Below are 13,313 nucleotides of genomic sequence, written 5' to 3' on the forward strand. Positions count from 1 at the left end.
GCCTGCTCGATTGCTGAAAGAAGTTGTCTATGTTGCCCAACCTATATCGCCGGCAATGCAGCCTTGGCGCCCTTGCGGATTACCTTACGTGCCTCTCGCCCCTTGACGGCTCTACCGTCAGGCTCGAACCAGACGATCGCGCCGGTTGGGCAGCGTTCGATCGCCACCTTAGAGGCGAGTACATTCTTGTCGTAGTCGATGACCGCCAGGTTGTTTCGGATCTGGATCAGACCCTCGGGCGAATCCTGGGCACAGCGCCCGCAGCCGGTACAGGCGACCTCGCAGTGTTCCTCTGCCTGTTCGCCTGGATCAAGGCTCATGCAGGCGACCCACAGCCGGTGGCTGGCCGGATGCAGACTAAAGAGCCCTTTGGGACAAAGGGTCACGCAGTCGCCGCAGGCGGTGCAGCGCTCCTCGTTGACCACCGGCAGCCCCTGGCGGTTGAGCGACAGCGCCCCGAAGCGACAGACGGTCACACAATCGCCGAAGCCGAGGCATCCCCAGGCGCAGCTTCGCCCGCCGCCCGAGACCAAGGCCGCAGCGCGACAAGAAGGGATGCCGTGATAGTAGGCGCGCACTGCGGCCACATTGCCCCCGCCGGCGCAGGCCAGGCGCGCCACCCAGCGTTCGCGGGCCTGTAGTTCAACGCCCAGCAGCTCAGCGATGCGCTGGTTCATGGTCTTGGCATTTACCGTACAGCGCGCCGGTTCGGCCTCGCCCTTGACCAGCTTTTCGGCAAAGGGCCGGCAGCCAGGCTCGCCGCAGGCCCCGCAGTTGGCCTTGGGCAGGAGATCCTCGACCTGATCGATCCGCGGGTCTTCAAAGACATAAAACCGCCTGTTGGCAATGGCCAAGAGCAGGGCGAGCAGCATGCCTAGAGCAGTCATAAACCCAGCAGCGGTGAGGATGATGTTCATCGCGACAGATATTCGGTCCCAGGATAGTCTGGCGGCTGGGCCAGTGGCTCAGGATCTCGGATCTTAGGGAACGGAAAGGCCGCGCCGCCAAGGCGCGCCTGCATGGCGGATGGGCCCGCATGCAGATGAAGTTTACGAGATCGTTATCTATTGATATGACAAATTATGTAAATCGTCAGTATTAAGGACGTCTCGATACGGCGGACGGGCCGTAAAGGCGGTAGGGGTATGCGCTAGAGTGTGGGGAAACGCTCGACCAGGCTGGTGATCAAACCGGCAGCCAGCGCATCGGTAAGCGGGATCAGCAGGACGCGGTTATTGGGAACGGCAGCAGCGGCGATGGCGACATCGGCAGCAACGCCCATCTCGCGCAGATACAAAAAGGCATCGGCGACATAGAGCTGCCCGCCCTCGTGGCTGCTATAGCGGCGGGGGACGCGGCTTTGGTGGACACCGAGCCTGGCGTTGGGGGTGGCATAGCGTTCGACTCCGCCGGCGAGGACATCGATACAGGCCGAGACACAATAATCATCAACGGCGGTACGCAGGCCGTTGGCTCGCAGATAGCGCCCAAGCTTGCGTGCCTCATCGACCAAACCGCCTGGGCTGTTGATGATCAAGCCGATCGCCCGGCGTTCGCGCAGCTCGGCGATGGTCTGCTGGGCAAAGCCAGGGGTGATCTCGGCCCCATCGACCCGTAGCCAAGCGGAACGCAATTGGCCATCCAGCTCAAAGCGCACCAATGCCGGGGTCGTGCCAGTCAGTTCACCTAAGAGCTCGCAGGCACGGATCGCCTGGCTTACGAGTTCAGCCGGATTGCGCTCATAGTCCTTGATTAGGCGATTAGCGCGTTCGATGATGATCTGAATCGGGATCTGATATGTGTCGGCGACGAGGATGACAGTCGCATCCGTAGAGGCGACGTCATTGGTCTGACCAACGCGTAAAAGATGACAGGATGCGGAGTTGAGGATCAGGGTCTCGGGGTCAAGATGCGTCCCAGAAGAACGGATGGTGCCCAAACAGCCCGACAGAGCCAGAGGCAGACAGCAACAGATGAGACCCCAGGCGATCAGCCGAGCCACTCTCCTCGCGTTGACCGCTTGGGTATGAGGCACGGGCCCGCTCACCGCCATCCGCACCCCAGGCTATAGTGAGCCGGGGATGAAGCGCAGAGACAAACCCCAGGCGGGTGATGCATCAGCCTACCTCCTGGTCTGGACCGGGCGCTTGCGGGCGTGCCAACGGAAGGCACGAAACACCTGGCGCATCGGGATCAGTCATGCCTGGGGGTGGATGCGCCTTCACCGTTGCGGATCTCGATCCCCTGGGTGATGAGATGAGACTTGACGGCCTCGATCGGGACCTCGCGCCGGTGGAAGATCCCGGCGGCCAGGGCCGCTTCGACCCCGGTCTCGCAAAAGACCTCGGCGAAATGCTCGACACAGCCAGCCCCGCTCGAGGCGATGACGGGGATGCTGACCGACTCCCTGACCAGGCGGATCAGCTCCAGGTCAAAGCCCGCGCCCGTGCCGTCACGATCGATCGAATTGAGCAGGATCTCGCCCGCCCCCAGTGCCTCACAGGTACGCGCCAACTCGACGACGTCCAGATCCCGCCCCTCGCGCCCGCCCTTGATGGTGCATTGGAACCAGCAATAGCGTTCGCCCTTGGGCCCAGGGAACCGCGTCTCTATAACCGTATGGGGGGTATCCTGCGGTGAGTTGACATAGACCCGGCGCGGGTCGATGGAGATCACCACTGCCTGGTTACCATAGACTGCAGCGATCTGTTCGATCGCGCTGCTGCCATCTTTGACCCGACCGCGCGCCAGATAGTCCTCGACCGCGAGGACCGCATCCGAGCCGATCGAGACCTTGTCGGCCCCCGCACGAAAATAGGCATGGGCGACAGCGAGCGCTGAGTAGGAGCGCCCCTCGCCATCGGTATAGGCGCGGATGCCGCCGCCGATAGTGAGGGGGACAAAGACCCGCTCCGAGGTGCGCCTCAAAACCTCGAGCATCGGCTGGTCGGCCAGGGGGGAGGCGCGAAAGGCAGTGATATTGAGAAAGGCGATCTCGTCGGCGCCTTCTTGATAATAGCGCTCGGCAAGCTCGACGGGCTTACCCAGGTTGCGCACCGCCCGCCCCTCGGTCTTTTCACGCACGTCGTATTGGTCGCCCTTGGTGACGACGAGATCGCCCTGGTCGTTGGTGCGCACATCGAGACAGGCGACGATGCGTTTGGTCAGACGGGTCGGGGTCGGATCGCCCAAGGGGATGGCAGGCGCGGACGCGGATGTGCCGGCCAAAAAGTTGCGCAACAGGGCAAGCCCTGCCTGACCGCTCTTTTCGGGGTGGAACTGGACGGCGCAGACTGCACCGCGCTGCACCGCGCTCAAGAACGGCCTGCCATAGTCGGTGAACGCAAGCTGCCAGTCGGCATTCTCCGGGCCCGGCAGGGCCCGATAGGAGTGCACGAAATAAAACGGCTCGCCGGCATAGCCTGTAAACAAGGGAGAGTGCTTTTGTAGGCGCACCGCATTCCAGCCCATGTGCGGTACCGACAGCCCCTCCCCCGGAAAACGGCGGATCTGGCCGGGGATGATCCCAAGTCCAGGGACCCCAGGCGACTCCTCGCTGCCCGCAAAGAGGATCTGCAGACCCAGACAGATCCCAAGAAAAGGGCGACCGGCACTGAGATAGTCCTTGAGCGGTTTGAGATAACCGAGTTCTTCAAGCCTTCGCATCGCCGCGCCAAAGGAGCCGACCCCGGGCAGGATCAGGCGCTCGGCGCACAGGATGTCCTCGGGGCGCTCGATCTCGGTGAGGGCAAAGCCCAGGGCATGCACGGCATTGCGCAGACTGCGGACATTGCCCGCGCCATAGTCGAGGAGTGCAATCATAACGATCAGGATTTCGGCAAGCAGGGGACCCAGGGGGCGAATGAACGCCTATTGTAGCCGAGGGTGGAGATTCGAGGGACGCATTCACCGAGTCGCCCAGGGCAATCGCATGAATGTGACTGTTGCAGACCGAGAAATGGTCATTCACGAGCAAGGGGTGCGCAAGAGGCTGTGCAGAAGGATCCTGGCCAACTAGACACCCAGCCTTGCTCTGCCTTCGCTCAACTGGACTGTCTGTCCCATCCCGAGCAGCGACCGGACCTGAGATCCTTCGCCGGGATCGCGTCCAAACGCTGCATCAATGGCAAGATCAGCGGCAAGCGGCGCTGCTATCTCTCGCACCTCCTTCCGCTGCCCAAGGCCTGGCGCAGGCCATCCTTGCGCAAGGGCGGGATCAAGGTCCGTCGTTTTATTGCTTCCACCTCGGACGATGATCGCGCCGAGCTCCTCGGACTGACCCCTGCATGAATTTCATGCGATGGCTCTGTGCTCGACCCGAGATGCCAAATCGCTTAATCTTAAAAGCGGCTATTGGCCGGTCGCTTGACGCCGTCCCAGCCCATCTCTAGCATCCCCGCCACCGTGCACGAGACCCAGATACAGAAGACCCGCATGGATCTTTCCAAGATTCGCCAACCCGTCGCCGATGACTCCAAGGCCGTCGATGCCTTGATCCTACGTCGGCTTCAGTCTGACGTCATGCTGATCAATCAGATCGGTCACTATATCGTCAACAGCGGTGGCAAGCGTCTGCGCCCGCTCTCGGTGCTGCTTTCGGCCCGCGCCTGCGGCTATACGGGGGATCGCCATATCGATCTAGCAGCGGTGATCGAATTCATCCATACCGCCACCCTGTTGCACGATGATGTGGTCGATGCCTCAGAGCTCAGACGCAATCGCGAAACGGCGAATGTCGTTTGGGGCAATGATGCGAGCGTCCTGGTGGGTGATTTTTTGTATTCGCGCGCCTTCGAGATGATGGTCGAGGTGGGGAGCATGCGGGTGATGGATATTCTCTCCCATGCCACCAACCGCATCGCTGAGGGTGAGGTGTTGCAGTTGCTCAATGAGCGCGATCCAGATACAGACGAGACGCGTTACATGGAGGTCGTCACCCGCAAAACCGCGACCCTCTTCGAGGCGGGGGTGCGTCTAGGGGCTGTACTTGCCGATTCACCCCCTAAGGTCGAGGAGGCAGCGCGTTGCTACGGTCTGTCTCTCGGCATTGCCTTCCAGTTGGTGGATGATGCACTCGATTACCGGCTTGACAATGCCGAGCTCGGCAAGAACGTGGGCGATGACCTCGAGGAAGGCAAGCCGACCCTACCGATCATCCGCGCCATGCAGGTCGGCAGCCCTGAGCAGCGCGCACTGTTGCGCGAGGCCATCCTGGAAGGGGGACGTGAGCGCATCCAGGAGGTCGTTACGGCCATTGCAGCCACGGATGCTATCGATTACACTATCCAGATCGCGCAATCCTATGCGCGCCGCGCCAAGGAATCGCTTCAGGCCCTGCCCGCTTCACCGGCGACAGAGTCCCTTGCTCTGCTTGCCGATTTCGCAGTTGCGCGGACCTATTGAATCCATCCGGGGTGTAGCTCAGCCTGGTAGAGCGCTGTCTTCGGGAGGCAGATGTCGCAGGTTCAAATCCTGTCACCCCGACCAATTCCATCATACCTCCCCACCGGCCACTTGACCTCGGGACCGACTCAGATCTCCGGTCTCTTCTCTAAGGCCCGTTCTAAGGCCCGTGTCCTATCCAGACCCATTTAGGGTCCAGCGCTCAATTATCGATCACCCAACCTCGATTGCCCGTCTCTGGCTTATCTCGGCCCAGCGTTCGCGCCCGCCGCGATTATCGAGCTGATTGAGCAGGGCCAAGACATAGCGCCGCTCGAAGCGCCGCCCGATCTCTTGCATCAGGAGCGATACTGCCTCATCGAGGCCCTTGGCCTCACGGAATGCCCGCGGGCTGATCAGGGCCACGAAGTCATTGGCCAGGGCCACTACCTGGGCGCTGGGCAGGATCTGCTCGCCCTTGAGCCCCTTGGGTCTGCCACTGCCATCGGCCCATTCATTGACCTGCTCCAGGGTCTCGATCACTGGCCCGTCGAACTCGATCCCGCACAGGATCTGGGGACCTGAATCCAGGGCCTCACGCACCCGGCTCAATTCCTGCTCCGTCAACTGTTTCTCTTTCATCAGGATGGCGCGTGGGATGCGGATCTTGCCGAGATTGACGAGACGTGCCGCCTGCTCAACCGTAGTGCGCTGGATGGCATCAAATCCCAGTTCATCGGCAATGGCGCGCGCCACCTCGACGACATAACGCGACTGATGCGCAGCATCAGGATCACGCTCATCGACCAAGGCAACCAGGGTGTCGATCAACCGCTGGGTATTGCGCTCGCGCCGGGCGCGCTCACGCATCAGCTCGGTCAGGTCTTCAATGGTGATCAATACCCCTGGGGAAGACCCGACGATTGAGGTGATAAACGGCTGATAATGTACCCGCCAGACCCGTTCCTGACCCTCTGGATCGCGTAGCGCTGCGGTCTCGACCTGGGGGCTTTGGGTCTCGCGCACGCGCTGAGCCGCCAGGCTCAGATGGGCGCCGGTCTCCTGACCGAAGACTGCCGTCAGCGATCGCCCCCTGATTTCATCCACTGCCAGGCCTGTGAGCTCAGCAAGCCGGCGATTGGCATAGGTCAGATGACCGCTGGCATCGACCACAAGGATGGGATGGGGCTGGCTGTCGGCCAGGATATCCAGGAAACCCGACAGCCGCTCGAAACGCTCAGCCGCCTGGCGATAGGACTCGGCCAGCGCCTCGACCTTACGCGAGCTCGCATAAAACCACACCAGCACCAAGGCCGAACCGATTAAGACCGCGATCAAGGTCAAGCCGCTGATGAGTGTCATGCGCCAGGCATCACTGGCGGCAAGCGCCTCGGCAGCTCCGATGCGTTGGACCAGGACCCAATCGGTCGCGGGTATAGGGCGGCTTATGGCATAGGACTCGCGCAGGGCATAGTTATATCCCTGATGGAACTGCCCAGGCCGTTCGAGCGCAGCCGCATCAATGAGCCCCTCGGTATTGATCGCCAGGCGCTTGCTTAAGGGCTCGCTGCCATCGAGGAGCGGGGAGAGATATTCGATCAGGTGACCGCGGCGGCGGATCAAATAGGACTCGGCGGTCCGCGCTGTGAGACCAGGCGTCTTGAGCAGATCGAAAAGCCCAGCATCAAGTGGGTGCAGGGCCAGCAGACGCCCGATAACCTCCTCGGCGTTTTCCGGATCGCGGATGGGGACCAGCCAGCCAAGCAGCAGACGTCCAGCGGCGCCCAGATGGAGATCGAGCATCCCCCGTTCGGATAGGGGTGTGCCACCCAGCCAGGCGATCAGCTCAGGGGTCAGAACGCTCGTACCATTGACCGCAGCGATTGGGCGATCCTCTGGATCAAGGATGAACCAGTCACCCACCGGTCGGCGGCCTAAGGTTGGAGGCGGGTCGGACAGCCAGTCGCCTGCGCCCTCGATGGCTCTGGCCGCATCTTCGAGCAGATCGTTCAATCCTTGTTCTATCTGTTTATCTGGCGCCTCTCTAAGCCTGCGTAACTGCGTCAGCAAGCTTTGATCACGCGCCAACCCCTCGAGGGCAGCATATTGACCCTCGATCCAGCGCCCGATGGCCTCAGCCCGCCCCTCCGCTGCCAGATTGAGCTGGATCTGTAAACTCTGAAGGTCGCGCGCCCGCTCGGCATCAGCAAAACGGATGATGCCATAAATCGCCAACATCAGGCTCAGCACAAGCGCGACGAGGGCCAACCGGATGGGGATGTTCATACTGGCGCTCGGATGTGCCATGCGGATCTATTCAAACCCTCGATTCATGGGGCGCATAGTCGGACGGGGTCAGACCGATATAGAGCTGACGGGGGCGGGCGATGCGCATGCCCTCGGTCTGTGCCTGCTCCCACCAATGCGCGATCCAACCCGGCAGCCGCCCAATGGCAAAGATCACTGTGAACATATTGGTCGGGATGCCGATCGCGCGCAGCAGGATGCCGCTATAAAAATCGACGTTCGGATAGAGCTTGCGCTCGATGAAATAGGGATCGTTGCGCGCGATCTCTTCGAGCCGCCGCGCGATGTCGAGCAAGGGGTCCTTGACCCCGAGCTTGGGCAGGAGTTGCTCGGCGACCCTGCCCAGGATCTTGGCGCGTGGGTCGAGGTTTTTATAGATGCGGTGTCCAAACCCCATCAGACGCATCTTGGTGTTTTTGTCTTTGGCTAGGCGCACATAGTCCTCGACGCTGAGCTGACCGCGATGGATCTGTTCGAGCATCTCGATCACAGCCACATTGGCCCCACCGTGTAACGGTCCCCAGAGGGCGCAGACCCCAGCGGCGCAGGAGGCGAATAGATTGGCCTGGCTTGAGCCGACCATCCGCACCGTCGAGGTCGAGCAGTTCTGTTCGTGGTCGGCGTGCAGGATCAAGATGAGATTGAGGGCATCGCGCACCAGGGGGTCGCAGACATATTCGGCATAGGGCTGCGAGAAGAGCATGTGCAGAAAGTTCGGTACATAGGGCAGCCTGGGGTTGGGATAGATATAGGGCTGGCCGACCGAGTGGCGATAGGCATAGGCGGCGATGGTGCGGATCTTGCTGATCAACCCCGCTGCTGCGGCCTGGAAGTGGGCGCGGTCATCGAGCTCGAAATACTCGGGATGAAAGCAGGAGAGCGCATTGATCATGGCCGAGAGGATGGCCATCGGTGGGGCCGAGCGCGGGAAGCCCTCGAAATGGTGCTTCATGCTCTCATCGAGGTTGGCCGATGCGGTGAGCTGCTCGGAAAAGGCGCGATATTCCTCGGCACTGGGCAGACGGCCGAAGATCAAAAGCCAGGCTACCTCGACGAAGTTCGGCGCCTGCTCGAACTGCTCGATCGGGATGCCACGATAACGCAGGATCCCACGATCGCCGTCGATGAAGGTGATGGCGCTCTCGCAGCTTCCGGTATTGGCATAACCAGGATCGAGGGCGATATAACCGGTGCGGGCGCGCAGGTCCCTGATATCGATCGCCCGCTCGCCCTCGGTGCCAATGCGGACCGGAAGGCGATATTCCTGGCCGTCCAGGATCAGGATCGCATCAGCGGTCATGGTTTAGATCTCCGCCAGCAGCTGATCATAAAAACCCAGAAAGTCGTCCGGCGTCGCCCCCTCGCGCCATTCGATCGCACTTCTGGGGTGCTGATTGAGCTGTCCAGTCAGGTTATAGGGGATCGACGGTCCCCAATCGAGCCGCTGGCGCAGCGGCAGCAGGTGATGCTGGATCGCCTCGATCAGCGGGCGCAGCTTGAACTTGGGATTGCGCAAAAAGCCCAATAACAGCTCGGTATGACAGTTCCCCGCCCCTCGCCCGAAGCCATAGAGGGTGGCATCGACGCGGTTACAGCCGAGGATGATCGCCTCGATGGTATTGGCGAAGGCCAGTTGCTGGTTGTTATGGGCATGGATGCCGATCTCCTTGCCGCTGTCGCGCAAGGCCCGGGTATATTGCTTATAGAGGCGGTCGATCTGTTCGCGGTACAGATGACCGAAGCTATCGACGATCACCATGGTGCTCGCCGGAGTCGGGGCGATGGATTCGAGCACGGTGTCGATCTCTTCCTCGGTCAGGATTGAGACCGCCATCAGGTTGGCCGTGGTCTCATAGCCCAGCTCGTGGGCGTGGTGGATCATCTCTACCGCCTCCGAGACCTGATGCGCATAGAAGGCTACTCGGATCATCGACAGCGGGCTTTGATCTGCAGGTACGATCTGGGTCTGCCAATCGCTCTTGCCGGCATCGGCCATCGCCGCCAGTTTGAGACCGGTCCGCTCTGGATCGTGATCGCCCACCACCCGCCATAGGTCATCCTCATGACAATGGCGCCAAGGCCCGAAACGCTCTGGGGGAAAGAGCCGCGGCGAGTTTTTATAACCGATCTCCATGTAATCGATCCCCGCCTCGACGCAGGCATGATAGAGGGCGCGCACAAACTCGTCGCTGAACTGGTGATCGTTCACCAATCCACCATCGCGCACGGTGCAATCGAGCACCTTGAGTTCAGGGCGGCAGGTGATCCAGGGGGCTTTATCGGACATGAAATCGGGTCTCCACAGGGCGAACATTCGCGTGTCGATCGAAGATTTTCAACCCAAAGCCAGATGATGAGCAAATCTCCACCCCTGCACCGATCCAATTAATCATCAAAATTGAATGATTTAATACTTTTTCTGTTGACTCATTGTGTTAGGCAATCACAGAATCCAGCGCTCGCCTGCTGCGCCCCTCGTCATCCCTCGACCGCGCGATAGGCGGCACCTCCGACACCCCCGGCGGTGTCGCTACCCAACCCTTTTGAGTTTTCAGAGAAGGCCCATGCAACAAGACTTGGTCGACGCCATCAAGGCGCACCCGCGTTATCAGGAGCTCGTATGCTCGCGCCGGTGTTTCGCCTGGAATCTCACATTTCTAATGTTGGCGATCTATTACGGATTCATCCTGACCATCGCCTTCGCCCCTGCCTTGCTTGGCACACCCATCGCCCAGGGCGCCTCAACGACCATCGGTATCCCCCTGGGGATCACCGTCATCGTCAGCGCCTTTATCTTGACCGGGATCTATGTCGCCAAGGCTAATAGCCGCTTCGATGCCCTGACCCGGGCCATCCAGGAGGATATCCAATAATGATAATGAGACGATATCCCCTCTTACTCCTGAGCGTGATTCTGGCTGCCTCTGAGATTGCCTGGGCCGGACCTGCTATCGGCGGTGCGGTCGAGCGCCAGGCGGTCAACTGGACGGCGATCGCGATGTTCTTACTCTTCGTTGCCGCGACCCTGGGTATCACCTATTGGGCGGCCAAGCATACCCGCTCGGTGCGCGATTTTTATACTGCCGGCGGTGGGATCACCGGCCTGCAAAATGGCTTGGCGATCGCTGGCGATTTCATGTCGGCCGCCTCCTTCCTGGGGATCTCGGGGCTGGTCTTCGCCTCGGGATATGACGGTCTGATCTATTCGATCGGCTTTCTCGTTGGCTGGCCAATCATCATGTTCCTGATCGCCGAACAGATCCGCAACCTCGGCAAGTTTACATTCGCCGATGTCAGCGCTTATCGCTTTGCCCAGACCCCTATCCGCAGCATGGCGGCAATTTCATCGCTGGTGGTCGTGGCCTTTTATCTGATCGCCCAGATGGTTGGCGCCGGCAAGCTGATTGAACTCCTATTTGGCCTCGATTATTGGCTGGCCGTAGTCATCGTCGGGGTATTGATGATGATCTATGTCATCTTCGGCGGCATGACCGCAACCACCTGGGTACAGATCATCAAGGCCATCTTATTGTTATCGGGCGCGACCTTCATGGCCTTTGCCGCCCTTGCCGCCTTCGGTTTCTCACCTGAAGAGATGTTTAGGCAGGCGGTCACCATCCACCCGAAGGGCGCAGCCATCACCGCGCCCGGCTCGCTCGTCACCGATCCTTATAACGCCATCTCGCTGGGTCTGGCATTGATGTTTGGGACTGCGGGCCTCCCCCATATCCTGATGCGTTTCTTCACCGTCCCAGACGCCAAGGAGGCGCGCAAATCCGTCTTCTATGCCACCGGCTTTATCGGCTATTTCTATATCCTGACTTTCATTATCGGCTTTGCCGCCATCGTGTTGCTCGCCCAGCACCCCGAGTTCTTCAAGCCTGAGGCGATCGGACCCGATGGGACGGTCATCAAGGATCAGCTGGTCAAGGGATTGTCGGGTGGGACCAATATGGTTGCGATCCGCCTGGCCGAGGCGGTCGGCGGCAATCTGTTTTTGGGCTTTATCTCGGCGGTGGCCTTTGCCACCATCCTCGCCGTGGTCGCTGGGCTGACCCTGGCCGGCGCCTCGGCGATCTCGCATGACCTTTATGCCAGCGTCATCGCCCGCGGTTATAGTAATGAATCGACCGAGATCGGTGTTTCCAAGATCGCAACCTTCGCCTTGGGGCTCTTAGCCATCGGTCTGGGGATCGCCTTCGAGAGCCAAAACGTAGCCTTTATGGTGGGCCTGGCCTTTGCGGTCGCTGCCAGTGCCAATTTCCCGGTCTTGGTAAGCGCAATCTTCTGGGGACGGATGACCACTGCTGGCGCCCTGGCCGGTGGGACTGTGGGCCTGATCAGCGCAGTGGTCCTCACCGTGCTGTCCAAGGCAGTCTGGGGCGATGTGCTGGGGCATGTCGGACCGGATGGCAAACCCGTCGGCCTGATCGCCCTCAATAATCCGGCGATCGTCTCCATGCCTCTGGCCTTCGTCACGATCTGGGTCGTATCTTGGTTGGATCGCTCGCAGCGCGCCCAGAGCGAACGGCAGGCCTTTGAGGCCCAGCGCGTGCGCTGCGAGACCGGGATCGGGATCGAGGCGGCCATCAGCCACTGAGGCCACACCCACTGCCAGCCGATACACCGGCTGGCAGTGCCTTGCTCCTGCGGTCTGCCCCAGCCGCCCGCTGCGCCGGGACAGGCCGGGATCACCCGCCGGCGCAGTCCGCCTCTTCCTCGCAAACGAGGCGATTGCGGCCTCTGGCCTTGGCCTGATACAAGGACTGGTCGGCGGCATTCTTCAACTCCTCGGCGCTGCCCTTGGGATAGGCGGTTGAATGCACTGCCAAGCCGATGCTGATGGTAACCTGGGGGGCGACCTCGGAATAGGCATGCCTGATCCCCAGTGCCTGCACTGCGCTGAGCATCTGACCGGCCAGGTGTGAGGCACCCTCTTCGTCAGTCTCAGGCAAAAGCGCCGCGAACTCCTCGCCGCCGTAGCGGGCGACCAGGTCAATCGGGCGTTTGGGCACCTGATGGATGGCATGGGCGACTCGCTGCAGACATTCATCCCCCGCCCCGTGCCCATAATGATCGTTGTAGGCCTTGAAATGATCGATGTCGATCATGAGCAACGCCAATGGCTGGCCGTTACGGGTCAAGCGCGCCCATTCCTTCCTGAGTCGCTGATCGAAACAACGGCGGTTAGGGATCTGGGTTAGGCCGTCTTGCAGGGCGACCTGTTCAAGCATATCGGTCTTGAGCTTGAGGCTGATGTGATTGCGCACCCGCGCGCGTACGATCGCCGGGCTAAAGGGCTTGGTGATATAATCAACCGCGCCGAGGTCTAGCCCATAGGCCTCATCGCGCTCTTCGCCCAGAGCGGTGACGAAGATAATCGGGATGGTCTTGGTTGCTTCGTGGTTCTTAAGCCGCCGGCACAGCTCATAGCCGTCCATCCCCGGCATCAGGATATCAAGCAGGATCAGGTCCGGCACCGTGCTGCGCCTGACAATCTCCCAGGCCTTCTCGGCATGGATTGCCGTCAGGATGCGATAGTCCTTTTTTAGCAGGGACGCCAGGGCATGGATATTGGCCGGTTGATCATCCACAATCAGAACGGTGGCGATCTTGTCGGACAC

11 protein-coding genes and 1 tRNA gene are annotated in these 13,313 nt (G+C 60.8%); 5 read left to right on the plus strand and 7 right to left on the minus strand.

Annotated elements, in window-relative coordinates:
* Positions 1 to 41: 41 nt before the first annotated feature.
* The 3 genes from GWK36_RS11175 to hisF form a co-directional block, all read right to left on the minus strand.
* Positions 42 to 917: an RnfABCDGE type electron transport complex subunit B gene (locus tag GWK36_RS11175; protein WP_166271201.1), complete on the minus strand. Its 876-nt coding sequence runs from the start codon at positions 915 to 917 to the stop codon at positions 42 to 44.
* Positions 918 to 1,150: 233 nt separating this feature from the next.
* Positions 1,151 to 2,002, minus strand: coding sequence for a COG3904 family protein (locus tag GWK36_RS11180; protein WP_166271202.1), 852 nt, complete (start codon positions 2,000 to 2,002; stop codon positions 1,151 to 1,153).
* Between the two features lie 191 nt (positions 2,003 to 2,193).
* Positions 2,194 to 3,822 carry an imidazole glycerol phosphate synthase subunit HisF gene (hisF, locus tag GWK36_RS11185; protein WP_166271203.1) on the minus strand — a complete coding sequence of 543 codons (1,629 nt, stop codon included), beginning with the start codon at positions 3,820 to 3,822 and terminating at the stop codon, positions 2,194 to 2,196.
* 171 nt (positions 3,823 to 3,993) lie between these two features.
* Here hisF and GWK36_RS11190 point away from each other — a divergent pair, with 171 nt between their 5' ends.
* The 3 genes from GWK36_RS11190 (at position 3,994) to GWK36_RS11200 (ending at position 5,487) form a co-directional block, all read left to right on the plus strand.
* Positions 3,994 to 4,290 (plus strand): hypothetical protein, encoded by a 297-nt coding sequence (locus tag GWK36_RS11190; RefSeq protein ID WP_166271204.1) that lies wholly within the window; start codon positions 3,994 to 3,996, stop codon positions 4,288 to 4,290.
* Between the two features lie 144 nt (positions 4,291 to 4,434).
* A complete protein-coding gene (locus GWK36_RS11195) occupies positions 4,435 to 5,403 on the plus strand; it encodes a polyprenyl synthetase family protein (protein ID WP_166271205.1) in 969 nt (322 codons plus the stop codon).
* Between the two features lie 7 nt (positions 5,404 to 5,410).
* Positions 5,411 to 5,487 (plus strand) — tRNA-Pro (locus GWK36_RS11200).
* 129 nt (positions 5,488 to 5,616) lie between these two features.
* Here the strand turns inward: GWK36_RS11200 and GWK36_RS11205 are convergent.
* From GWK36_RS11205 to GWK36_RS11215, 3 genes are read right to left on the minus strand one after another with little or no spacing between them, the layout of a single operon-like run.
* Positions 5,617 to 7,668 (minus strand): HD domain-containing phosphohydrolase, encoded by a 2,052-nt coding sequence (locus tag GWK36_RS11205; RefSeq protein ID WP_166271206.1) that lies wholly within the window; start codon positions 7,666 to 7,668, stop codon positions 5,617 to 5,619.
* A 31-nt stretch (positions 7,669 to 7,699) separates the two neighbouring features.
* Positions 7,700 to 8,989 (minus strand): citrate synthase, encoded by a 1,290-nt coding sequence (locus GWK36_RS11210; RefSeq protein WP_166271207.1) that lies wholly within the window; start codon positions 8,987 to 8,989, stop codon positions 7,700 to 7,702.
* A gap of 3 nt (positions 8,990 to 8,992) precedes the next feature.
* Positions 8,993 to 9,976 (minus strand): aldolase catalytic domain-containing protein, encoded by a 984-nt coding sequence (locus GWK36_RS11215; protein ID WP_166271208.1) that lies wholly within the window; start codon positions 9,974 to 9,976, stop codon positions 8,993 to 8,995.
* Between the two features lie 277 nt (positions 9,977 to 10,253).
* Here GWK36_RS11215 and GWK36_RS11220 point away from each other — a divergent pair, with 277 nt between their 5' ends.
* Complete coding sequence (locus GWK36_RS11220; protein WP_166271209.1) at positions 10,254 to 10,562, plus strand: DUF485 domain-containing protein; 309 nt, start codon at positions 10,254 to 10,256, stop codon at positions 10,560 to 10,562.
* A gap of 5 nt (positions 10,563 to 10,567) precedes the next feature.
* Entirely contained in the window at positions 10,568 to 12,289 is a 1,722-nt protein-coding gene (locus GWK36_RS11225; protein WP_210756764.1) for a cation acetate symporter, read from the plus strand.
* Between the two features lie 91 nt (positions 12,290 to 12,380).
* On the opposite strand, the gene GWK36_RS11230 is transcribed toward GWK36_RS11225, so the two are convergent.
* Positions 12,381 to 13,313 carry a diguanylate cyclase domain-containing protein gene (locus GWK36_RS11230; protein WP_166271211.1) on the minus strand — a complete coding sequence of 311 codons (933 nt, stop codon included), beginning with the start codon at positions 13,311 to 13,313 and terminating at the stop codon, positions 12,381 to 12,383.

The organism is Caldichromatium japonicum, assembly GCF_011290485.1.
GTDB classification, from domain to species: domain Bacteria; phylum Pseudomonadota; class Gammaproteobacteria; order Chromatiales; family Chromatiaceae; genus Thermochromatium; species Thermochromatium japonicum.

Excerpts from the sequence above, each read along its gene's own strand:
- GWK36_RS11225 (WP_210756764.1), top strand. The coding sequence starts at position 10,568 with ATGAGACGATATCCCCTCTTACTCCTGAGCGTGATTCTGGCTGCCTCT.
- hisF (WP_166271203.1), bottom strand. The coding sequence starts at position 3,822 with ATGATTGCACTCCTCGACTATGGCGCGGGCAATGTCCGCAGTCTGCGC.
- GWK36_RS11210 (WP_166271207.1), bottom strand. The coding sequence starts at position 8,989 with ATGACCGCTGATGCGATCCTGATCCTGGACGGCCAGGAATATCGCCTT.
- GWK36_RS11220 (WP_166271209.1), top strand. The coding sequence starts at position 10,254 with ATGCAACAAGACTTGGTCGACGCCATCAAGGCGCACCCGCGTTATCAG.
- GWK36_RS11215 (WP_166271208.1), bottom strand. The coding sequence starts at position 9,976 with ATGTCCGATAAAGCCCCCTGGATCACCTGCCGCCCTGAACTCAAGGTG.
- GWK36_RS11175 (WP_166271201.1), bottom strand. The coding sequence starts at position 917 with ATGAACATCATCCTCACCGCTGCTGGGTTTATGACTGCTCTAGGCATG.
- GWK36_RS11205 (WP_166271206.1), bottom strand. The coding sequence starts at position 7,668 with ATGAACATCCCCATCCGGTTGGCCCTCGTCGCGCTTGTGCTGAGCCTG.
- GWK36_RS11195 (WP_166271205.1), top strand. The coding sequence starts at position 4,435 with ATGGATCTTTCCAAGATTCGCCAACCCGTCGCCGATGACTCCAAGGCC.